The sequence below is a fragment of the Nocardiopsis ansamitocini genome (assembly GCF_030268225.1).
In the GTDB taxonomy this organism is placed as follows: domain Bacteria; phylum Actinomycetota; class Actinomycetes; order Streptosporangiales; family Streptosporangiaceae; genus Nocardiopsis_D; species Nocardiopsis_D ansamitocini.
Genome location: NZ_BSQG01000002.1, coordinates 213,929 through 235,441 on the forward strand (window position 1 = coordinate 213,929; position 21,513 = coordinate 235,441).

The 21,513-nt window shown below is 68.2% G+C and carries 19 protein-coding genes, 1 tRNA gene and 1 pseudogene; 7 read left to right on the forward strand and 14 right to left on the reverse strand.

Going from position 1 to position 21,513, the window contains the following annotated elements; all coding sequences use genetic code 11:
- Positions 1 to 374: 374 nt before the first annotated feature.
- The 3 genes from QSJ59_RS07515 to QSJ59_RS07525 all read right to left on the reverse strand — a co-directional run bounded on the left by QSJ59_RS07515 (position 375) and on the right by QSJ59_RS07525 (position 5,707).
- Positions 375 to 3,278, reverse strand: a complete 2,904-nt coding sequence (locus QSJ59_RS07515; protein ID WP_285758188.1) for a type I polyketide synthase — start codon at positions 3,276 to 3,278, stop codon at positions 375 to 377.
- On the reverse strand, positions 3,275 to 3,982 hold the full coding sequence (locus QSJ59_RS07520) for a class I SAM-dependent methyltransferase (protein WP_285758189.1): 708 nt from the start codon (positions 3,980 to 3,982) through the stop codon (positions 3,275 to 3,277). Before QSJ59_RS07520 ends, QSJ59_RS07515 begins: the two co-directional genes overlap by 4 nt.
- Before the next feature lie 441 nt (positions 3,983 to 4,423).
- Positions 4,424 to 5,707, reverse strand: a complete 1,284-nt coding sequence (locus QSJ59_RS07525; RefSeq protein ID WP_285758190.1) for a styrene monooxygenase/indole monooxygenase family protein — start codon at positions 5,705 to 5,707, stop codon at positions 4,424 to 4,426.
- A gap of 308 nt (positions 5,708 to 6,015) precedes the next feature.
- Between QSJ59_RS07525 and QSJ59_RS07530 the strand changes: the two genes are divergently transcribed.
- Entirely contained in the window at positions 6,016 to 6,918 is a 903-nt protein-coding gene (locus QSJ59_RS07530; RefSeq protein ID WP_285758191.1) for a DUF742 domain-containing protein, read from the forward strand.
- A 242-nt stretch (positions 6,919 to 7,160) separates the two neighbouring features.
- Here QSJ59_RS07530 and QSJ59_RS07535 read toward each other — a convergent pair whose 3' ends face one another.
- A complete protein-coding gene (locus QSJ59_RS07535; RefSeq protein ID WP_285758192.1) occupies positions 7,161 to 7,601 on the reverse strand; it encodes a DUF732 domain-containing protein in 441 nt (146 codons plus the stop codon).
- A gap of 175 nt (positions 7,602 to 7,776) precedes the next feature.
- Between QSJ59_RS07535 and QSJ59_RS07540 the strand changes: the two genes are divergently transcribed.
- Together QSJ59_RS07540 and QSJ59_RS07545 are read left to right on the forward strand one after the other, a co-directional pair.
- Positions 7,777 to 7,935 (forward strand): hypothetical protein, encoded by a 159-nt coding sequence (locus tag QSJ59_RS07540; protein WP_285758193.1) that lies wholly within the window; start codon positions 7,777 to 7,779, stop codon positions 7,933 to 7,935.
- Between the two features lie 92 nt (positions 7,936 to 8,027).
- Complete coding sequence (locus tag QSJ59_RS07545; RefSeq protein ID WP_285758194.1) at positions 8,028 to 8,540, forward strand: DinB family protein; 513 nt, start codon at positions 8,028 to 8,030, stop codon at positions 8,538 to 8,540.
- A 16-nt stretch (positions 8,541 to 8,556) separates the two neighbouring features.
- On the opposite strand, the gene QSJ59_RS07550 is transcribed toward QSJ59_RS07545, so the two are convergent.
- Positions 8,557 to 9,258, reverse strand: coding sequence for a class I SAM-dependent DNA methyltransferase (locus QSJ59_RS07550; RefSeq protein ID WP_285758195.1), 702 nt, complete (start codon positions 9,256 to 9,258; stop codon positions 8,557 to 8,559).
- A 146-nt stretch (positions 9,259 to 9,404) separates the two neighbouring features.
- Here QSJ59_RS07550 and QSJ59_RS07555 point away from each other — a divergent pair, with 146 nt between their 5' ends.
- Positions 9,405 to 9,698, forward strand: a complete 294-nt coding sequence (locus QSJ59_RS07555) for a DUF6221 family protein (RefSeq protein WP_285758197.1) — start codon at positions 9,405 to 9,407, stop codon at positions 9,696 to 9,698.
- A 28-nt stretch (positions 9,699 to 9,726) separates the two neighbouring features.
- Here QSJ59_RS07555 and QSJ59_RS07560 read toward each other — a convergent pair whose 3' ends face one another.
- The 3 genes from QSJ59_RS07560 to QSJ59_RS07570 form a co-directional block, all read right to left on the reverse strand.
- Positions 9,727 to 10,467 (reverse strand): GAF and ANTAR domain-containing protein, encoded by a 741-nt coding sequence (locus QSJ59_RS07560; protein WP_285758198.1) that lies wholly within the window; start codon positions 10,465 to 10,467, stop codon positions 9,727 to 9,729.
- A 52-nt stretch (positions 10,468 to 10,519) separates the two neighbouring features.
- Positions 10,520 to 11,353, reverse strand: a complete 834-nt coding sequence (locus QSJ59_RS07565; protein WP_285758199.1) for an ANTAR domain-containing protein — start codon at positions 11,351 to 11,353, stop codon at positions 10,520 to 10,522.
- Between the two features lie 425 nt (positions 11,354 to 11,778).
- A complete protein-coding gene (locus QSJ59_RS07570; protein ID WP_285758200.1) occupies positions 11,779 to 12,018 on the reverse strand; it encodes a hypothetical protein in 240 nt (79 codons plus the stop codon).
- Between the two features lie 125 nt (positions 12,019 to 12,143).
- Here QSJ59_RS07570 and QSJ59_RS07575 point away from each other — a divergent pair, with 125 nt between their 5' ends.
- A complete protein-coding gene (locus QSJ59_RS07575) occupies positions 12,144 to 12,575 on the forward strand; it encodes a pyridoxamine 5'-phosphate oxidase family protein (RefSeq protein WP_285758201.1) in 432 nt (143 codons plus the stop codon).
- A 273-nt stretch (positions 12,576 to 12,848) separates the two neighbouring features.
- On the opposite strand, the gene QSJ59_RS07580 is transcribed toward QSJ59_RS07575, so the two are convergent.
- A complete protein-coding gene (locus QSJ59_RS07580; RefSeq protein ID WP_285758203.1) occupies positions 12,849 to 14,150 on the reverse strand; it encodes a citrate synthase in 1,302 nt (433 codons plus the stop codon).
- Positions 14,151 to 14,516: 366 nt separating this feature from the next.
- On the reverse strand, positions 14,517 to 14,750 hold the full coding sequence (locus QSJ59_RS07585; protein ID WP_285758204.1) for a hypothetical protein: 234 nt from the start codon (positions 14,748 to 14,750) through the stop codon (positions 14,517 to 14,519).
- Between the two features lie 407 nt (positions 14,751 to 15,157).
- Here QSJ59_RS07585 and QSJ59_RS07590 point away from each other — a divergent pair, with 407 nt between their 5' ends.
- Positions 15,158 to 15,622, forward strand: a complete 465-nt coding sequence (locus QSJ59_RS07590) for an NUDIX domain-containing protein (protein ID WP_285758205.1) — start codon at positions 15,158 to 15,160, stop codon at positions 15,620 to 15,622.
- An 11-nt stretch (positions 15,623 to 15,633) separates the two neighbouring features.
- Here QSJ59_RS07590 and QSJ59_RS07595 read toward each other — a convergent pair whose 3' ends face one another.
- Positions 15,634 to 15,966: a DUF4333 domain-containing protein gene (locus QSJ59_RS07595; protein ID WP_285758206.1), complete on the reverse strand. Its 333-nt coding sequence runs from the start codon at positions 15,964 to 15,966 to the stop codon at positions 15,634 to 15,636.
- 304 nt (positions 15,967 to 16,270) lie between these two features.
- On the opposite strand from QSJ59_RS07595, the pseudogene QSJ59_RS24320 reads away from it, so the two are divergent.
- Positions 16,271 to 16,817 (forward strand): annotated as a pseudogene (locus QSJ59_RS24320) (transposase).
- Positions 16,818 to 16,866: 49 nt separating this feature from the next.
- Here QSJ59_RS24320 and QSJ59_RS07605 read toward each other — a convergent pair.
- From QSJ59_RS07605 to QSJ59_RS07615, 3 genes are all read right to left on the reverse strand, one after another.
- The gene (locus QSJ59_RS07605) at positions 16,867 to 19,539 is read right to left on the reverse strand and encodes a hypothetical protein (RefSeq protein ID WP_285758208.1); all 2,673 of its coding nucleotides are present in this window, start codon (positions 19,537 to 19,539) and stop codon (positions 16,867 to 16,869) included.
- The gene (locus tag QSJ59_RS07610; RefSeq protein ID WP_285758209.1) at positions 19,532 to 21,055 is read right to left on the reverse strand and encodes a hypothetical protein; all 1,524 of its coding nucleotides are present in this window, start codon (positions 21,053 to 21,055) and stop codon (positions 19,532 to 19,534) included. The genes QSJ59_RS07605 and QSJ59_RS07610 overlap by 8 nt, the downstream gene beginning before the upstream one ends.
- 325 nt (positions 21,056 to 21,380) lie before the next feature.
- Positions 21,381 to 21,457 (reverse strand) — tRNA-Pro (locus QSJ59_RS07615).
- Between the last annotated feature and the right edge of the window lie 56 nt (positions 21,458 to 21,513).

Genomic DNA, 21,513 nt, shown 5'->3' on the forward strand with positions numbered 1-21,513 from the left:
TCTCCTCAGCATCGCCGGGTGCGGTCGGTGCGGGCCACTGGAAAACCCGTGACCATCCATCGTTGCCACCGATTGCCCAACGCCACCACAAACGGTCGTAACGCCACAGCAAAGACCGCTGAACAAAGGCCGAGAATTTTCGGCACTGCGTGAACCAGGGATGTGCATATCCCTTATCTTCGGGCGAAGGTCGGGCCTCGGAACGACGAACCCGGGGACGGCCCCATCGATGCGTCCGGTCCGCAATCCCACGTCCGACGGTCGGCTGCGATCGTGATGCTGGTGGCGCAGCAGGCCCGTCCTGCACAATGACGACGGTCCCGCGCCCTGTGAGGGGGGAGCGGGACCGTCGGTGCAGTAATCGTCGGTAATCCTCAGCCGGAGACCGCCACGGTACTGCTGTATTCGCTGACCAGCTTGGCAACCGAGGCCAGACTGGTGCCCGGGTCCAGCAGAGCCCCTACGCCGAAGCCGGCCAGCCCCGGGTGCGCTGCGCGGATCGCGTCGCGCAGACCGATGACCGCCACTGAGGTCAGGCCCAGCTCGATCAGGGACCGCTCGGGATCGATCTGGTCGGGCTCGGCACCGAGGACCTGGGCCACCAGCCGAGTCAGCGCGGTGATCACCGCTTCCTGGTCAGGGTTGTCCTCGGCCAGGACGTCATCCAGTCCAGGTATCGAAACACTGTCGTGATGCCGTCCGCGGTCCCAGGTCACCGGCAGTCGAACCGGCGCTGCGAACGGTTGCGGCCACTGAACAGGTGTGTGCCCGGTGGTGTAGAGCATTCCGAACTGGGTCATCAGTGCGGCGTGGTCGTCACGTTCGGTATCGCCCGCGGCCACGATGGTCGCCGTGCTCGTCCCGGTCGCAAGGGTCGCCGAGGCTCCCCGCGCCAAAGTGGAGCGGCCGCCCAGCTCGACCACCACGGCCCCCTCTCCTTCCACGGCCGCGGCCAGGGCGTCGGTGAAGCGCACCGGTGCGCGTAGTTGTCGCGCCCAGTAGTCGGCTCCCAGTCGATCGCCCGCCACGGCTTCGGCCGTGACACTGGAGTAGAACGTGGGTTCCCCCTCGCGCGGAACCACGTCGGCCAGCGCGTCGGCCAACTGCGGCACCAGATCGTCCACAGCGGGTGAATGGGCGGGGACGTCCTCGGCCACCCGCCGGACATAGACCCCGTCCCGCTCCAACTCCTCGGCGAGTTTTCGCAGGGGGTCGACCGGGCCGCTGATGACGGTCGTGTCGGGCGCGTTGTAGGCGGCCACCACAAGTGAGCGGCCGGCGATGGCGGCCTCGGCCTGCGCCGGGGGCAGTTCGGTCACCAACAGGCCGCCCTGCCCCGATGTCCGGGCCAGCAATGCGGAACGTACGGCCACCACCCGTGCGGCGTCGTCGAGGCCGAGTGCTCCGGCCGCATGTGCCGCCGCGACCTCGCCGAGGGAGTGGCCCAGCACGGCGTCGGGCGTGTATCCCCAGGAACGCCATAGTGCTGCCTGTGCCGTCTGGGTGAGCCAGATGGCGTGTTGGGCGGTCTCGAAACCGTCGATCTTCGTCCCCGGGCTCCAGACCGCCCGCCCGAGGTGCGCGCGAAGCGCCTGGGACGCGTCGTCGAAGGCCGCCCTGAACACGGGTTCGGTCGCGTAGGCGGAAACGGCCATGCGGGCGTGTTGCGAACCGTGCCCACAGAACAGCCACACCAACGGCCCCTTGTGCGTGGGGACCCGGGCCGGTCCCACCAGCGCGGGGTGGGACCGGCCCGTCGCCAGCGCGGCCAGCGCGGCCGAGGCGTCGGCGGTGCCGTCGGCGACTACTGCGGCGCGCACCGCTTGGTGGTCGCGCCGGTGCTGGGCGGTCGCCGCGGTCCCGGCCAGATCCGTCGCGGCCACGACCGGTGACCATGCCTCGGCCCGCAGACGCAGTCGCTCCGCGGTGGGGGCACTGACGGGGACCAGCCGTGTGCGGCCCGGAACTGCCTCGTCCCGTGCGGCCGGGACGGGTGCCTGCTCCAGGACCACGTGGACGTTGGAGCCGCCGAACCCGAACGAGGACACCCCGGCCAGGCGTGGCCGACCGGTATCGGGCCAGGTCTCGGTCTTGACCGGTACCCGAAGCGGCAAACGGGACAGGGTGGGCCGCAGTTCGGTGTGCGCGGCCGTGGGCGGGATACGGCCGTAGTGCAGCGCCAACGCAGTGCACACCGCCCCCACCAGACCGGACGCGCCTTCGCTGTGGCCGAGTACGGACTTGACCGAGCCGATGGGCAGCGGCGTGTCGCGGTCCGCCCCAAGGACCCTGGCCAAGGCCCTTCCCTCGCTGGAGTCACCGGCCTTGGTCCCGGTTCCGTGGCACTGGACGTAGTCCACGTGCTCGGGGGCGACACCGGCCGCGGCGTAGGCGTCGCGCAGCAGGTCCACGTGCGCCGGCGGGTTGGGGGCGTAGAGTCCGGCGGGGGAGTGGCCGTCGGAGTTGGTCGCCGAACCGCGCAACACCGCATAGATCCGGTCGTGTGCGTCCTGAGCGTCGCCGGTGCGGCGCAGCACCGTCACCACCACCGCCTCGGAGCGCACGTATCCCTGCCCCTCGGGGTCGAAGGGGCGACACACTCCGTCCGGGGCCAGGACGCCCGCACTGGCGAACGCCGCGGTGATCCCGGGGGCGGTCATCGTGTTCGTGCCGATGACGATGGCGGTGTCGACCTCACCGGACTCCAGTGACTGGCGCGCCAGGTGCAAGGCGGTTGCACTCGCCGAGCAGGCGGTGTCCACGGTCATCGACGGCCCGCGCAGGCCCAACAGGTAGGACACCCGGTTGGACAGGATCGAGGGTGACGTCCCCGAAACCGAGCCCATCTCGATATGTCGACCGGGGAGGAAGACCGTACCGGTGTGGTCCACCGACGCCGACCCGGCCCACACGCCGGTGCGTGTCCCGGCCAGGGAACCCGCAGCGATCCCGGCGTCGGCCAGCGCCTCGGTGACGACTTCGAGGATCATCCGCTGCTGGGGGTCCATCTGCGCGGCCTCGAGTTCCGCGATCGCGAAGTACGCGGCGTCGAAGTCGTCGAGGTCGTCGATGACCCCCGCGGTCCAGGGGCGGTCGGGACGTTGGCCGGGGTGTAGGCGTTGCACCATCTCCGACCATCGCCGTTCGGGGATGGGACGGGTCACGGCCTCACCGGCGAGCAGGGCGTCCCACAAGGCGACGGGGTCGTTGATCGAACCGGGCAGGCGGCACCCGATACCGGTGATCGCGGCCAGGCGCCCGGTGTCACGGACGCTCATTTGGTCGCCACCCATACCCCGGTGCAGCCCTGGACTTCGAACTCCACCCGGCTGAAGTGGCGCTCCAGCACCTTCTTGAGGTCGCTGGAGGAGTCGTTCGCGTTGGAGAAGGTGTTGGACTGGCCGTTGTAGAGCGCCATGAGCTTGCGGGCCAGGGCGTTGGGACGCACGTCGGGCCCCTGGGCCAGGATCGTCGCCCCGAAGAAGACACCACCGGGTTTGAGGACCCGCGCGGCCTGGGCCACCAGTTCCTCCTTGTCCCCGATGATGTCGCCGCGCAGCGTGTGGATCATCATGTGGCAGTCCACCGAGTCCAGCGTGCCGTCGTCGACCGGCCAGGCTGCCAGGGCGTCCTGCTCGATCGTGGACGTGTCGAAGCGCCGGCCGACGCGCTGCGTGGTGAAGTCCAGGCAGGTGCGGTTGAGGTCGAGCAGGCGCAGGGTGCGCAACGGGGTGGAGGCGGGCAGCTTCGCCAGGAAGTAGCCGTTGCCGGGGCCGACGGTCAGGTGGTTCTGGCCGATGTGGGTGCGGTGGTTGTCGTGCAGCGCTTTATTGGACACTCCCCAGGCCGCGCGGTGGCTGAACCAGATGACATAGGGGGTGTAGAACTTGCCCAGTACTCCAGGGCTGTACAAGCCCTCGTTCTTCTCGTTGCCGGTGAAGTTCTTGCCGTCGGGACCGGTCGGGGGGGTGGTTTCGGGCATGATTCAACCTCAATTACCGGAATGTAAATTTGTGCAATGGGGGGTTTGACGGCGCAAGCGAGACCAGTGATGACCATGTGGGACCGTGCTCTTCGCCCGTCGCTGTGCTACGCGTCGATCCGTGGCGCCGGCCGTACGCGCGGCCCGCGCCCTCTTTCGCCCCACGTGGCGGCCGAGTAGAAAAGAGTGACTTTGAACAGGGGGAACGCTGACATTAGGGCTCTCTGGCGGCAGGTGATGGGGGCAGGATCAAAGCGTCGTAAGAGGACCATTCAAGCAACTCGCATGACATGAAAGACGGCGGGTGCATGATCCGTGTCGCAAGAACACGACCACTCACCCGCCGGTCTGAAAGTCACTTTTTTATTTTATTGGCTACAAAGACCTAAATAAAGGAGCGCATCACCACAAAACTCTTTGCAGCGCAGTCGATCCGCTTAGTCAGTGCGTCGCCACCTCTGCCAGGTAGGCCCGTGCCGCGGTCTCGTCGAACATCCACTTCTCGTAGTCGTCGGGGCGGTCGAAGCCACCGATCCAGCGGTTGGCCACCTCCGGGTACTGCAGCACCGCCATCACCAGTTCCCCGAAGTGGGTGGGCATCTGCCCCAGCCAGAAGTTCTGCACCATGTCGCTGAACACGGCGGCGTGGCGCCCGCGTTCCTGGTAGAACCGCTCGAACGTCGCGGTCATCCACTCCGCGTCGAACGCGCCGCCCTTGTGGATGCGTTCCATGATCGCGTCGGAGTAGATCTGGGCGCAGAACGTCGAGTTCGCCCAGCCCTGGCCGGCCACCGGGTCCGAGGTGATCACGACGTCGGCCATGCCGAGCGCCGGAGTGTCGTTGATGTGCGCCACGGGCTTGCGCACCCCGGGGGAGAAGCGGGTGCGAACCATCGAGTTGGCGCCGCCCACCAGGTCGCCCACCCCCAGGCCGCGGATACGGTCGTAGACGTCGGGAATGTTCTCGCGCAGCAGCGTCTGCATCTGGCCCAGCAGCGCCTCGGTGTCACGCGGGGGCGCGTCGCTGGTGTCCAGGGCCGCCCCGGGGTTGGCCAGCATCGTCACACTGGTGGCTTCGCCCTCGGAGGTGTAGATCGGGGTGAAGAACACCTCGCCACCGAGGGTCGAGTACACGTCCAGCTGGTGGTCGCCGTCCCAGACCACGCCGTCCAGGATCGCCTGCGCGACGATCCTGTCGTGGCCCCCGCTGGTGCGCGAGGCGTCGAAGTCGAAGAGGGCCCCCAGTTCGCCGGCGCCCACCGCCACGATCACCAGGTCGTACATCCGGACGTGGTACTCCAGGTCCGATGTCGTGACCCCGTGGATGTAGACCTTGCCGCCCTGGTCCTCGAAGAACTCCAGCCAGTCGGCCATCTTTACCCGGCGGTCGACGCTCACCGCGTGGCCGCCGATGCGCTTGGCCACGGGGTCGGCGTCGAAGCGTCCGGAGAACTGCACACGCTCGCCCTCGGGCGGGCGCAGGCTCATCTCCACCTGCTCGAAACGTGGGGCGGCCGCCCGCCACAGGTCCAGGCCCGCCTGATCCTCCAGGGCCCGGGTCGAGGGCCAGGCGACCTGGGTGATACTGGCCCGCCCATTACGGATCTCGGGCGAGGTCTGACTGGTGATCAGCCCGACCTCGATTCCCTGCTTGAGGAGTTGGTGACCCAGGTACAGGCCGGATTGTCCGGCGCCGATGATGAGCACCCGAGGTGAGGGGGACATGGATCTCCAATAGGTCGGCGGCCCCGGCCTGGAAACACTGCCCGAGCCGTGGGCGTGGAGCGCTCGGCCCGCGGCTGCGCCACCGGAGTGAGGGGTCCGATACCGTGCCTACGCGCCAGGCGCCCCGCATGGTCGAAATCGTTGAGAAACTCGGGAAAAACCTGAGTTTCCGGCATGGATGATCTCAGACCCAGACCGATCCTGCACCTGCGATTGGCCAAAGCCATACTCCCCGACTTGCCGCCGGCACCCGTCAGCGGCGGATAGCATCCCTACGAGCCTCCTGTCCGACTGCGTCGAGGAGTGGCATGGCCGACCGCGGCGAGGATCATTCCGACCTCGACAACGCGCTCTCGGGCGCGCCCGGTCATCGTGGACGTCCCGGTACCCGCCCCCGACTCCTGGGGCCCCCGCGTTGGGCGCGTCGCCATCTCGAAGACGTCGAGCAGATCGTCCTGCCCTCCCGGCAGCGAAGAGCAGGACGAACCGAAACCCTCGCCCGTGCCGCCGCCCTCGTGAACGGCCAGGAGACCACCGAGGCGGTCCGCGCCATCACCCGTCTGCTCTGGGAGCGGGAGAGCGCGGGGGTCCTGGAGATCGCCGCCCGGACCTCCCTGCCGGTGGGTGTCGTGCGCCTCCTGCTCTCCGACCTCACCGACGCCGGTGTCGTCGAATCACTGGACGACGCTCCCCGCAAGGTCGTGGTCGTGGCACCGCACAGCCGTGCCGAGTGCAATGTCGTCATCAGCCTGACCGGGCTCGCAGACGCCCCGTCCCAACTGCCCGTCGGTCGGTTCGTCCTCCGGGGCCATTCGTCAGCCTGGGCTTTCACCTGCGCGGTCAGCGCGGTGACCCGGGGGCCGGATTGGCCGACCGCCCTATGCCTGGTCGGTAGTCCTCGCGGGATCGACGACGACGCTCTTTGGGCCGAAACCCTGGACAACGCCGCTCTCGTGCTCGTGCTCGTCGGCCCCGGTGCCGAGGACAGTGCCTTCAACGCCTTGACGCGTTGCGATCCGGAGACGGTCATGGTCGCGCTCTACCAACAGGACACCCTGGATTCGCCGTGGACCCTCGCGCAGGCCCGACAGTGGCTGCGCGAGCTGGAACTGGCGCAGCAGGCGCCGGTCGGGATCTACACCTGGGTTCCCGGTTGCAGCGCTGCACTGGGGGAACTCATCGCCCACCATGCACTGCGTGCGCGCCCCTAGCCGCCCGCACCGTCCCCCGAGGCGTCGTGGATCTTCGGTCAGGGACAAACCCGCTGCACGGGTATGCGCGGACAAGGGCCGCCGGTCCGCCGCACCCCGCTGCCGGGGTAGCCGTCCAGGAACGGATGCTGGTTCGTATCCGGGCGCGAGGAAGTCCTGACCCCCGACCATCGTCGGATTCCGCGAGGGCCCTCCCAGAGGACAGGACACGTGGTCCGGAGCCGTCCCGGACAGGGGGCCGGTTACATGTCCGGGCAGAGGTGTTTGCGCACCGCGGCCATGATCAGTTCCGCATCGGCGCCGTCCGCCTCGTAGCCCGACACGGCGAACAGTTCACGGACCTCGACGCCCCGCACCTCGTCGCGGTCCTCGCGCCCTTCCGTTTCCGCGATCATCTGGCAGGTCTGCCGGCCGCGCAGCACTGCGGTGTCGTCGTCGGGAGAGGTCAGGGCAGGATCGATACCGTTCAGCGAGTCCAGGTACTCCGCCCGGGTCTTTGGGCCGGGTTCCTCGGGCAGGCCGGTACTGGTTCCGGGGGAGGCGGAGGGCGTCAACGTCAGGGTCGCGGTGGCGGTCGGTGCCGGGGTGGCCGGCGGGATCAGCTGCTCTCCTTCTCCGGCACCGCACGCGGTCCCGAGCAGAACCGCAACGGCCGCACAGGCGAGTTGGTGGGGGATGCGCATGGGGGCCTCCAGGGGGCGGGCATCAGGTCGTGAAGGGACCGCTGCCCCGAGAGGGCTGTTTCCACCATCTCCCTGGTCACGGGTTTGACCCGATACCGCCCCTGCCTTGGCCTTGCCCTCGGCCCTTGGTGGGAAGTCGCCCCGGCAAACACTGCCGAACCTTCGGGAGACGCTTATGAGACGCTGCCTCACGGTCCTGGCCATGGTGGTTGTGGGGCTGGGGGCCACCGTGGTGGTTCCTGCAACGGCCGATGCGGCCGCCTGCCCGGTCACCACCCGCCCCGTCACTTTCAAGGGCTCGACCTACTGCATGCCGATCAAGGGCATCTGGTAACCGTTCCCGGTCCGACCCGGCGCAAAGCGCGCCCCCGACCGTTACCGGCCAGCGCTGCCACCGAACCGCGCAGTGTTGCCATGATGGCGGCCATGACGACGCTGGAACGCAGCATCCCGCCCCTGAACGGTGATGAGCGCGCCACCTTGGAGGGGTGGCTCGACTTTCACCGCCAGACGCTGGCGGTCAAATGCGCCGGTCTCGACAATGAACGGTCCCGCCGCGCCGCCGCACCACCCTCGCCGATCACCCTGCTCGGCCTGGTGCGCCACATGGCGGAGGTCGAGCGCAACTGGTTCCGCCGCATTCTCGCCGGCGAGCGCCTCGGGCCGGTCTACGGAGACGGTCTGCACCCCCAGGGCACGGACGGGGGATTCACCCTGCCCGATCACGCAACCCTCGCCGAGGCACTGGCCACCTGGCACACCGAGGTCGACCATGCCCGGGCCCGGGCCGCGGGTTACACCCTCGACGCCACCTGCAATCTCCAGGGAGCGCGATGCAGCCTGCGCTGGATCTACCTCCACATGATCGAGGAGTACGCACGGCACAACGGCCACGCCGACCTCATCCGCGAGGCCGTCGACGGCAACACCGGCATCTGACGGTGTCAGGAGGCGATCAATCGGGTCTGCGCCACACCAGCACCGCGGACACCGGATGGCCGCGGAATCGCTCCCACGTGGGTTTCACCGCGAGCCAGCGTTCGTCCACCACGCCCTCCCGCATTTCCACCAGTCGCCACCCCGCACCGAGGCCGGCGGCGACATGGTCGCTGATCAGGTGGACGTGGGTGGTGATCGCAACGTGCTCGCCGGAACCGCTGGTGAAATGGGTGGGCATGCCGGTCGCCATGATGAAGTGCGGGTGAAAGGCCACCAGGACGAATGACGCGCCGGGGACCGCGAGCCGCCACGCTTCCGTGTAGAGCGGCCCGAGTACGGGCAGATGCTCGTCGACGAGGCTGGCGATAACGAGGTCGTAGGTGCCGGAGGCGAGGCCGCTCTCGCGCACGTCGGCCTCGCTCAGATGCTCGTACGCGCCCTTCGAGCGCGCGACAGCGAGCATTTGCGGAGTGAGGTCCACCCCGTCCACCCCGTTCACCCCTCGGCTCCGGAGCCAGGAGCCGGTGCGCCCTGTCCCGCAGCCGAGGTCGGCGGCACGGTGCACGGTCGCCCAGGACGGCTCGGCGAGGTTTTCGAGCAGGCCGATGTCCATCGCGTCCTCGACGGTCTGCTCGTAGGTGTCGACCCACCGGCCGTAGCCGGTTCGCACGTCCACCATTCGATAACCGCGGGAGTCGAAGCCGGCGAAGTTCGTCATCTGAATGATTATCGACAGATCGGTGCACGGGGACAACGGAAATTACGGGCACCCGACCCTGTTCGTGAGCGTGGCCGCCTCCTGTCGATCCGGCAGGAACGCCCTACTCTGCTGTGCGGACACCGCAGTGGGGGCAGGATGGTGCCATGACGATCATCGAGTTCCTCAAGGCGCGTCTCGACGAGGACGAGAAGCAGCTCTACGCCTCGGTCGAGATGGGGGGTGCCGCCGCTGTCGACGCGCGGCGGCTCCTGACCGAGATCACCGCCAAACGCCGGATCGTGGAACGCGTCGAGCACCGGACCCAGCTGCGCCACGCAGCCACTGCCGAGGGGCTCGCGGACGCGGCACCCCGTACGGACGGCCACAACGCCGTGTTGAACCACCTGGCCCTGGCCTATGCCGACCACCCCGACTACAGCTCCCTGTGGCGGCCCTGAATGGTCGAGACCGAAGGCCCCCTTCCGCTCACTCCTCGGCGGTGAACTCCCGTCCCACTCGCGGTGGTTCTCCCGTCACAGCGGTGATCACGTCCGCAGCCACCTCGCGAAGCTTGCGGTTGCGCTGGTGGGAGGCCTGGCGCAACAGGTCGAAAGCGGCCTCCGCCGAACAGCGGGCCTGGGCCATGATGATGCCCATGGCCTGGTCGATGACGGTGCGGGAGTTGAGTGCCTCCCGCAGTTGGTGGGTGGTCCGGCGCTCATCGGAGAGGCGGCGCATGATGGTGAGCATGCCCGAGGCGCGCTGGGCGAACGACGCGATGGCCAGGGCGTGGGCGTCGTCGAAGAGGCCCGGCTCTGCGCCGTAGAGGTTGAGCGCCCCGAGCGTCTCCGGGCCCGCGTGGATGGGTTCCGCCAGCAGCGACAGCACTCCCGACGCCACGGAACGCGCACCGTAGTCTCCCCAACGCTGCTCGGTGGTCATGTCCTCGACGACGACCCGCTCACCCGTCCGCAGACACTGCAGGCACGGGCCGTCTTCCCTGGCGTACTGGGCCTCGTCCAGTTGTGCCGCCGTTTCGTCACTGCTGGCGATCGTGATGGGGCTGCGGCCGCGATGGCGCAGTGTCACGCCGCAGTGCACCCGACCGGGGAGGGTGCGCACAGCGATGCGGGCGAGTTCGGCCAGTTGCTCCTCGACCGTCTCCAGACTGATCAACAAGCCGTACAGCTCGTCGGGGGTCATGTCGGGCGGGCCGGGGCGCTTCACCGTTCCTCAAACGAGGGGGAAGCGCCCCGGCCCTGCCGCGCCGATGTCTCGGTCACGTCGGGCCGCCCTCCGGGGCGTCGAGCCGCAGCGTTTTGACGGTCCCCTCCGAGGAGAAGCGACTGTCACCGACGATCCGGGTACAGATGTCCACCAGGCGGATGTTGAGCTGCTGGGACGTGCTGCTGAGCATCTGCCAGGCATCGGTCTCGGAGATGTCGTGCCGCTCCATGAGGATGCCCAGCGCGGTCCCGATGAGGCTGCGGGTGCTCAGCGCCCTGGTCAGGTTGGCCAGTTCGATCTTGTGTTCCAGGGCGAGTGCGACGGTGTCGGTGATCGTGGCCAGCGTCCCCTCGCCCACCCGCTCGAAGGTGTCGGCATGGACGGAGTAGAAGGTGATCACCCCGATCCTGCGCTTGGACGTCACCATACGGGTGGCGTGGATACTGCGCACGCCGTGCTCGGCCGCACGCTCCAGGAAGCGCTTCCAGTGCCCGTCGCTGTGCTGGGTCGTCGAGGCCTCGTCGGCCCCTGGCAACACGGTGTGCAGCGCCGACGCGTCCCCGAGGAAACCAGCGCAGTCGCCGAGCCGACGGGCGACGTCGTCGCTGTGCGTCATAACCGGTGGCGCGTTCTTGGCGGTGCGCGCGGTGATATGCACGTGTTCGCACAGAGCGGGCTGGCTGGTCATCAGTTCGGCCACCCGGGTGGCCGCGGTTTCGACGTCGGTGCAGGCGTTGACGGCCTCGGTCAGGGAGACCATCCGCTTGGCCAGCGACAGGGGGTCTTCCAGGGGCAGAGCCTGGGGGGCGGGCACGACGGGGTGAACGACGGGGGTCAAACCGCCGCCGGGCAACACGGAGTCGTTGTTGGTTCGGGTTTTCTTCATCTGGTCCGGAATGTCTCCACGACGCCGCAGCGCCTATGGCGGGTGCCGCGCGTTCGCGCGGCACGTGATGACCTTTCCGGTGGCTCCTCGCGTCCCGACCCGTACACCGATCTGAGTGCGCCGACGTTGATGGACGCGCAAAGACCGCCTCACCGCGTTTTCGATGAGGTCGTCACGGATCAGGGAACCGCGGACAGCATGACGGCCAGCCCGTCCTGTCACAGGCTGCATGGTGTCCGAGGCGCTGGCTTGAGGGGTCACCGGAATCTAAGGCCACGCTTCCGGACCTTGAAGTAACCGATTCTAGAAGAGACGCGCCCCTTTCGCGTACATCGGGAGGGGTTCCGGGCGGACGTTATCCGCTGGGTCGCTGCGGGGAACCGCACCCGGTGTCGTCCGGAGCCCGGATCAGGCAATGGGTCTTTTCAGTTGCGGGGGTGTTTGAACGGTGGGTCGCGCCGGGACAGTGAGGCTCCGTTGAGCAGCGCGAAACACAGTGTCATCCATACGCCGAAGAAGACACCGATGCTGACCGCTGTCAGCGGACCCTTGTCGATCCACAGAAAAGCGATCAGCCCGAACAGGATTCCGCTCACCACACCGATCAGGACGCCGAGACGCCACGGATGGCGGTGGGCGAAGGAGACATGGTCGGAAGAGGGCATGGGTCGGCCACTACCCGAGGCGCAGCCCAGAAACCGCCGGCGCGGGGAAACGCTGCGGCCAAGGTGTTGTCGTTTCGCGTGGTGGTGCCCAATGCGCAACGGACACGTCCGTAGAGTGGGGGATCATGACCGATCACAGCACAGTTGCCCCTGACCGCCCCGATCTCGCCTCTCGGGGGGAGGAGTTCGCCGCCTTCTGGGCCGAGCGCCATCTGTGCACCCTCAGCACGGTCCGGCCCGACGGCACACCGCACGTCGTTCCGGTCGGGGTCACGCTGGACCTGGAATCGGGCATCGCCAGGGTCATCGCTCGTCGGGGGACGCGCAAGGCGCGGCTGATCGCCAAGGCGGGGGAGGCCGGCGTGCCCGTGGCGGTGTGCCAGGTGGAGCGGGCGCGTTGGTCCACTCTGGAGGGGCGCGCGATCGTGCGCGACGATCGGGAAGCCGTAGCCGACGCCGAGCGGCGCTATGCCGAGCGCTACCAGCGCACGCCTTCCCCCAACCCGGAACGGATCGTCATCGAGATCGCCCTGACCGGGGTGAAGGGCAGCGTCTGAGCGCACTACCGAAAGGCCGCCGTGTCCCAGGCGGCGATGCGAGAAGCCGGTCGGCTGTCACGGACGCCGGATGGTGCTCCCCGGCACGAGTCCAGGGCATGACCGCCGTTTCGGCCTCGGCGTTCCCGATTCGCTGTTCGACTCCCCGGCCTCCAGCGGCCCGATCGGTCGGACCCCACGCGCGACCCGGACACCGGACGACTCCGGTCTCCGGGCCCGTTCGCGCGTAGGGTCCAGTGCCTTTTGCGGGGCGTGCCGGCCGCTGGTGGAGCGCTAGGCGTTGTCGCGCGCCGCGACGGAGCGCTGTGCCGGTCCGGTGTAGAGCTGGCGCGGACGGGCGATGCGGGTGTCGGGGTCCTTGCGCAGCTCGTGCCAGTGCGCCAGCCAGCCGGGGAGGCGGCCCAGCGCGAACAGCACCGTGAACATCTCCGTGGAGAAACCCAGCGCGCGGTAGATCACGCCGGTGTAGAAGTCGACGTTCGGGTAGAGCTTGCGGTCCACGAAGTAGGAGTCCGACAGCGCCCGCTCCTCCAGCTGCAACGCCAGGTCGAACAGCGGGTCATTGGCCCCCGGCTGGTTCAGGATCTCCTGGGCGAGCTTCTTGATCTCGCGGCTGCGCGGGTCGAAGTTCTTGTAGACGCGGTGCCCGAACCCCATGAGGCGGGTCTTGCTCTCGCGGTCCTTCACCTGTTCGATGAAGGTGTCGATCCCGCCCTCGGTGTTCTGGATCTGCTCCAGCATCTCCAGTACGGCCTGGTTGGCGCCACCGTGCAGAGGCCCCGAAAGGGCGTTGATGCCGGCCGCCACGCTCGCGAACACGGTCGCGCCGGAGGAACCGACCACCCGCACCGTCGAGGTGGAGCAGTTCAGCTCATGGTCGGCGTGCAGGGTCAGCAGCAGGTCCATCGCCTTGGCCAACAGCGGGTCCGGGCCCTTTTCGCCCTCGGTCTTGCCGAAGGTCATGTTCAGGAAGTTCTCCACGTAGGCCAGAGAACTGTCCGTCGCCACCGGCTCCAAGCCGGCAGAGGTGCGATGGATACGTGCCGCGATCGCCGGGAGCTGGGCGAGCAGGGCGATGGTGGCCCGCTCCACCTGGTCGTCGTCGGTGGGGTCGGCATTCTCCGTGTGGAACGCCGCCAGCGCGTTCACCGCGGCCGCCAGCGTGATCATCGGGTGCGTGCCGGAGGGGAAAGCGTCGATTACCCGCTCGAAGCCCTCGGGGAGCGCGGACTGTGCGGTCAGTTCGGCGGCGAACGCGTCGAGCTGACCGGGTTTGGGAAGCTCTCCCCGGAGAAGAAGGTGACAGACCTCGAGGAAGGTCGCCTGCTGCGCCAACTCCTCGATGGGATAGCCCCGGTAGCGCAGGATCCCCGCAGCACCGTCGATGTAGGTGATGTCGGAGCGGCACGCCGCGGTGTTGCCGAACCCCGGGTCGATGGTCACCAGCCCGGTTCCGGACAGCAGGGTCTTGATCTCGAAGGCGGTCTCACCCTCGGTTCCCGTTGCAGTGGGGAACGAGGCGTCCCGGTCGGCGAACCGGAGGGCGACGCTGTCGCCCTGGGGAGTGTGGGTCATGACGGTTACGGGTCCTTACATCGTCGGTCCTCGTGCTGTGTCTGTCCTACCCCACCGAACCCCTTCGGAGCCTGTGCACACCGCCCCCCGGAAAAGCGTCCGAAAAAACGCGGAAGTTTCTCCTTTTCACGGCTGATCGGGACCGTGGCGGCCCCGGATGCCGCCTCGGAACCGTGTCCGAAACGTGTCGTGGCGCCGACGGGAGAGGTGGGAAACGCGGATAAGCCCTGTCCGTCGCCCTCGCTGGGCGCAGAGCGCGCGCGTCACGCCCAGCGATCTCGCGACCACGTAAAACAAGGGAGATGCTGGTCACATCGCAACCTTGAGGACATCCGTAATTCACAGCACCGACATCAGCGGCCGGGGTCAGTTCGCGCGCACCTTCGGCGGCGACTTGACGCACGTGCCCGAGGCCGCGTGCTCCCGGGCACGGGTCCGGGCCTGATCCCTGCTCGACTCGGTCCCGGCGAACGGGCAGGCACTGCACAGCCACCTCCACTGCCTGATGCCCGAAGCGTCCCTGACCTCGGTGACCTTCAGGTGTCGGGGGAGACGCCGCATCCGGACGAGAACACGGCGCGTCGAGTCGATGAATGTCATCGGGGTTTCCTTCGATGCTTTCGGGGCCGACAGGGGTGCGGTGCCTGGAATCGGGTGGACCCACTCGGCGGACGACGGCACGGCGCTGTGGGGCCGGATCGACCCTCCCTGGGGACGCGGCGGCGCGGGACCGTCGGCGGCGGTAGAGCGCGCGGCCGCGGTGATGACGCCGATGCTACAGCGATCCCACCCCGGATGTACCGCTTTGCAGGCGCTACGGCCCGATCCGGCCGCGTCGCCCGGCTCCCGGGCACCGGAACCGGCCGCGCGGCTGCCCCACGCGAAAGGGGTGAGGGCTTTCAGGCGCGAGCGCCATGGTTCCACAGGCCCGAGCACCGTAGGATTCGGCAGCGCAGGACGACATCGGATCGCCCGGGAGCCTTCGTGGCAGGAGGGGACCTTATCCAATGGACGCCATCACCCGCCAGAGCGCCCGTGCGATCCTCCTGGACGGCGCCGACCTGATCCTGATCAAACGAACACGTCCGGGGAAGCCGCCCTACTGGGTGACGCCCGGAGGCGGTGTCGAGCCGGAGGACGCCGACATCGAGGCTGCGCTGCGCCGGGAGATCCACGAGGAACTCGCCGGCACACTGCGCGCGCCCCAGCAGGTGTTCGTGTCCTTAGCTCCCAACAGTCGGGGCGGGCTCACCCTGCACCGGTTCTTCCTGGCCACACTGGTCGCGATGGACCCTGAGCGCCGCACGGGACCGGAGTTCGGCTTCCCGGAGAACGGCACCTACGAGACGGTGCGCGTACCGTTCACCCGGGAAGGCATCACCGGTGTCGCCCTGCGCCCCCCGGTGCTCGTCGAGTTCCTCACCGCCAACATCACCGCGCTCACCGTCCTCGCGCACTCCGGTGGACGCTGACCCCGTGCGGGTCAGCCGGTGGGTTGGTCGTCGACCTTGATGTCGAAGTTCACGTCGTTGCCCTCGACGGACGTCGTGGTCACCGTCATCCCGTAGGTCTGCCCGCCCGCGGTGAGCTCGCAACGGATCTCGGCACCCACCTCGGCGGGAAGATCCTCGGGGCAGGCCACCTCGTCGGGCGCCTGCCCGACGGTCTCCGTCAACTGCTCGGCGGTCTTGGCCGCCACGGTCTCCTTGTCGACACTCATGCCGCCGACACCGAAGTCGAAACCGCAGGCGCTCGTCAACAGCAGAGCAGCCGCACCCAGTCCGACGGCACCCGCGCGTGCTGTGATGACTCCCATGGTCCGCGTCCTCTCCCATTCCCTGCCCGATCCCCCCACGCTGTCTGAGACGCGGAGGAGGGGGGAAGCGTTCCGGGGGAGTTCCGGGAAAGACGGGGAGAGCGGTTCGACCATCCAAGCGGTCAGTTGTCTGACCTCTTGTGTTGAGAGCCGGGGCGCCACCATCGCCGGTTGCGCAAGAGGCGGCGAGATCGATTCTGCAATACAAAATTTATGTAACATTAAAAACTAAGTCCGTATTGGCCGCTGTATCAGATATATGACTGAGAGGATTTCTCGCGTGGTGTGACGCCTGTGCGGCACGATGGCGGTCGTGGGTGCTGATCTGTCGCAGCGGCTGGTTCCTGATGGTCTGTGGGACCTGGTCGCCCCGTTGCTGCCCTGGTTCCCGTTCCGTCCGCGGGGCGGCGGGACAGCGCCGTTGGACGATCGGGCTGTGTTTACGGCGGTGGTGTACGTCCTGACCAGTGTGTGCCTGGCGGCATCTGCCGGAGACGTTCGGTGTCGCACCCGCTACCGCGCATCGCAGGTTCACCGCGTGGACGGGGCCGCGCCGGCGCCGGCCGGTCAAGCTCCGCGCGGACAAGGCGTATTTCTCCGCCGACTATCTCGTCCGGCCGCGTGAACGCGGAATCATCCCGCGCATCGCCCGCCCAGGCATCGAATCGAGCGAACGGCTCGGCCGGCACCGCTGGAAGATCGAGAGGACGATCGACTGGCTCTTCGGCTACCGCCGCCTCACTGTCCGATACGAGCGAAAGGGCTCGTACCTCCTCGCCTTCCTCGGCCTGGCCGCCGCTCTGACTTGCTGCAGGAAGCTCCCGAAACTCGCCACATCAGACAACCTCTGAGTGTCCGTGACGCGGATCTTCCGCGATGGACATGTAGAAACTCCCCAGGCTATGGCTCACATTGCGGTGGTTGGGGGCCGGCCAGGCCGAGAGCCGACAGGACTTGGTGAGCCAGTTCGAATGGCTGGTTGCGGGGGCCCTGGGGTACGGAGGCAGCGGATTCGAAGCTGCGCTGTGCGGCAAGAGCTCGGGGGCCCACAAGTCCGGTGAGCCGGTAATGCCGCCAGAGGGGAGTCAGCCGGCGGGCATCGACCACGATGAGGTCGGGTCGACGCCAGACAACCAGCGCCCAACCTCCCCCGCCGGACTCCGAGCCCGAGTCGGCCCAGGCCCCGACCAGGGGCGTATCCTCGGCGGCGCCCACTGCTTCGAGTGCCGCCAGCGCGGGGTTGCTGGAGCTGCCGGTGACATGGAGGAGGAGTCGTCCGTGGCGGTGTACGTCACGCCCCTTCTCGGCGAGGGACCATACGGCGTCGGCGAGGGGATCGCCCTGGACGACGTCCGACGCGACATCGAACACGGCGGTCTGGTCGACAGCCGGGCCGAAAGCTGTGTCGAGCAGCGTCGTGTACTCCGTGACGTACGCGGAATCCGCTGCGGGAAGTAGGTGGCCGACTGCCTGGGAGGCTTCGTTGAAGGCGAGTGTCTCAGGGGTGATTTTGTAGCGTGGGGCGTGGCTTCGGAGTACGGCGAGGGCGACTGCTGCGAGGCTGCCGACCTGGGGCTCGATCCGCTCGGGGAGGTCGTTTCGGTCCAGTGCACGGATGGCCTGGGAGAGCAGTGGCACCCAGTCGGTGTGAGCCGGCGGCCAAGCGCCCGCCGCGACGGTCCACAGGGTCAACCGGACGATGAGCATGCGCTCTGGTGGTCCCAGGTGGGGAGCGAGGGCGACGAGGCGCTCCACCCAGCGCCGGTATCTACGGCGGACTTCCTGGTCAGCCTCCCGGAGGTCGGGCAGGGTGGCGGTGCTACTCGCTTCCGCGCCGGCTGCCTCGGGGGCGTGCTCTGCTGCCACGGCCTCCGCGTCGTCATCGTCGAGGGCGGCTTCGATGTCATCGATGAACCGCTCGTCCCAGGAGACGGGCAGCAGGTCCTGAAAGGGCGTGCTGATGTCGGTGGGCAGGGGTAGCCCCAGCGCGAAGTGCGTGAGCGTATGTCCGACGCGTCCGGCGCATTCGTCCAGATAGCGCTCCCAGCCGTCCTCGTCGCCGTCCAGTGGGGCCGTCGTGGCCGCACCGCCATTGCTGCTGCTCGCGGATACGCCCGCTGGGGTGGGGGTCGGTCCCGTACGGAGGCTTCCCAGGTCGCCCAGGAATCGTTCGGCGAGCCGGGGATCCGTGAACAGGTCGGGTGGCCGTGTCGTGGGGGCCTGGGACTGGGTCGGGGTGATTCGGCGCAGGGCGCGGTCAGGGTCGACGACGAACACGATGTTGCCCAAGCTCGGGACGCCGTCGCTGTCGACTGCGACCAGGCGCACACGGCTGCCCGCATCAGCAGGAGCCGTCACCGTCCGCGTGACTTGTCCGGATGGGATTTCGGCGATGCGCTCCCATGACTCCGGTGGTGCTGCCGCCTGAGACAACTCCAGGCGAGCGGTGTCGGGCAGAGGCCGGGCCATGCTGATCTCCAGGCCGTCCGATACGCGTAGAGCACCGAGCAGCAGCGGCCCCCTGCCGGCGACAGGGCGGGGAAGAGGCAGGGCCCCGTGCAGCCGGGCGGCGGGCTCGTCGGTGCCGTCCGGGAGGAGGGTGGCGGTGATGGGGGTGATGACGCCGAGTTCGCAGTTGCCGCCATCGCTCTGGGAAAGCAGCAGGGCCGCGGTGGAGAGGTTCGGGCTGCCGGTCAGGGCCCAACGCTGCCCTGCGGAGACCCACTCGACCAGTTTCCCGTGGCGGTAACGCTGGCCGTTGTCGCTGATGACGCGCCCGTCGTACTTCTTTACCAGAGCGGCGACCGACGGACCGTCGAGATCGCTGAGCCCGGGCTGGTAGGCGAGGGTGAACCGACTCGGACGGAATCGTTCGAGCAGCCGCCGCAGTGCCATCGAGCGCCGGTCGTAGAAGGGCGCGAACACGGCCAGTTCGTCGACGGGCCCCTGCGGCAGCTGATCGATGATCGGCGAACGCAGACTGCTGACGACGCGGACCTGTGGCGCGGTGGGTGTCCTGTCGCGGTGGAGCCGGTCCAGCAGTGCTGCGACCCGACCCAGCGCCTGGGGCACTCCGGCGGAGAACCTCACCTTTTCCGGGAGGGCGCGCAGCCATGCCGACAGTTCCGGAACCGCGGTGGGACTCTGCTCGCCGTCCACCCGCAGAACCGTCCACAGTTCGGCGTTGGCCTGCCACCCGGCCAGCGTGGTGTTGCCGGAGCCGAGAGCGATGGTGGCGTGCTCCGGTCCGACGAGGACTATCAGCTTGGGATGGAACGCGGGACCGTGGGCGTACGCCAGACCTGCCAGGTAGCTGCGGCCAGCCCGCCGGACGGAGCGGGGGTCGTTCCGGGTCATGGAGACGTCCCCCGCCACGGTGACGCGTGCGCCGGTGGCCTGGGTGACGCCGAGGGCGACCTCCTCGAAGAATCCGAGATCGGCGGTGAAGCTGAGGAAGAGTGCTTCCTCCAGGCTCCGCCCGCCCGTGCGCTCCTCGTCGAGGATGAGGGTCAACGGGGAGGCGAAAGCGGTTGGTGGCTCCACCACTCCCGGCGCTGGTGCGGTCTCAGTCAACGAGAGCCCTCCCGCTACTGGTCACCGACCAGTGCTGGTCGTGGTAGTGCAGTACGCCGCAGGTGGCTAGAACGGTCCCGAGCTGGTCCAGCCGTAGCCCGACGTCCCCGCGCCCCTCTTGGCTCGTCCGGTACAGTAGCCCGCCCCGTTCGTGCAGCCGGGTCGGTAACCACAGTGTGCCGTCAGCGCGTCTGCGGGCCTTGGCCAGCGCGATCCGCTGCGACCGCGCCACCAGGTCGTAGGTGAGTCGGCGGGCGACATCGCGCAGTTTCATGGGCCGCGCCTCGTCAAGCCGCCGCTGGACCCATTCCGGGCCGAGCTCGACACCGCGCTGGCCCAGAAACGCGTCCCGGACCCGACCGGTGAGTTCGTCCACCCGACGGGCACTGGTGGCGAGCACCCGCAGTTCGACGAGGGGCAAGGAATCACCCGCCCATCGCAGGTCGTGCTCGGCGGGCAACGGCGCTCCGGTCGTGCTCTTCGTCGCGGGAAGGGAGGACAGGAACGCGTCCACCGTCATGTCGGGAAGCTCCGCGGCGAAGCGGTCGGCCACTTCCTCAATCGGCACCAGCCCGTCGACCTGCTCCACGAGCCAGGACCACAGGCGGCGCCACGCTCCGACGGAGTAGTTGCGCAGCACCACTCCGCGCCAGGCCCCGGCCGCTTCGATGTTGCTGGTCACAGGATCGGTGGTCAGGAAGTCACCGAAAGCGAGCACGTGGCCGATATCGCGGGTGAAATACCGGACGGGATGTGTGGCGACCACACGAGTCAGAAGCTGAATCGTCTGTCGTCGTGTTGCCGAGCGGAGGCCTGCTTCGGCCGGTGCAGCGGGCTCGCACAGAAGATTCGCCAGCCACGCCCCGTCAGGATGCTCACCGCCCACGCACACGCACAGCCGGTCCCCGAAAGGGGCGAGATCATCCACGTTCAGCGTGTCTTCTGCGGCCAGTTCGAGCAACCCGCCCAGTCCGGCTCGTAGTGCTGCGGTCTCAAGCCGCGGTCCGGGAACCGGCATGGGCCCTGCACCGAGGATGCCGAGCGCGACCTCGGATCTGGCGTACGGTGCCCAGAACCCCCACGAGTTGCCCACGTAACCGTTCTTGCCCGGGGCCTCTGCTTCGGACATGGTGACCGACCCGGAGTGCAGCCGCCGGGCAAGGGCATCGACCCCATGAGCACGCGGCAGCCACTCCAGAGCCTGCGGATGATGCGCGAACGACACGGCGGCCAACGCCACTTCCGCGCGGCGCAGCAGAGTCTGGGCGGCCGGGACCGTCAGGTCTTCCGCGTCGGCTTGCGCCGCGACCAGCCCGTGCAGAGCGTAGTAACGCGCATGCGGAGTCAACGTGGTCACCCCTGGCACCAGGTGATCGACCATGCGCCCCACATGCCGCTCCACCGAGAGCGGATAACGGCCCGCGGCGACGTCCAGTCCGGGGCGGCTCCAGCCGGGTCCCTCTACACGCCCCAAGGCGGTTCCGCGCAGTCCTGGGGTGCCTATCTGCTCAGCCATCGGACCGGAAAGAGCCAACCGGAAACCGGTTGGTGACTCTTACTGAGTACGCGAGTCGACTTCCCGGTTCGGGCGGTACCACCATTGTCGTGCGCCGTTCCTTCGCATCTGGCGCACCCGTACGCGTTTCTCCACAACCGGTATTCCCCGACTCGTCAACGTAAGCGAGCAACATGAGTAAATGTTCCCCTGCTGGAGCGGACAGCGCCACCCTAAATGTGTCTTGGTGCACACTTGGTGGCATCAAGGCCGGTCTGAGTGCGCGTGGCCCCCTATTCGGTCCCCCAATGCAAAACGCCGGTTCCAGTGGAACCGGCGTTTTGGCTGGTCGGGGTGGCGGGATTTGAACCCACGACCTCTTCGTCCCGAACGAAGCGCGCTACCAAGCTGCGCTACACCCCGAAGCAACGTTGCTAAGTCTAGCTGACTCCCGGTGCCGTTCGTACATGGATTTCGCG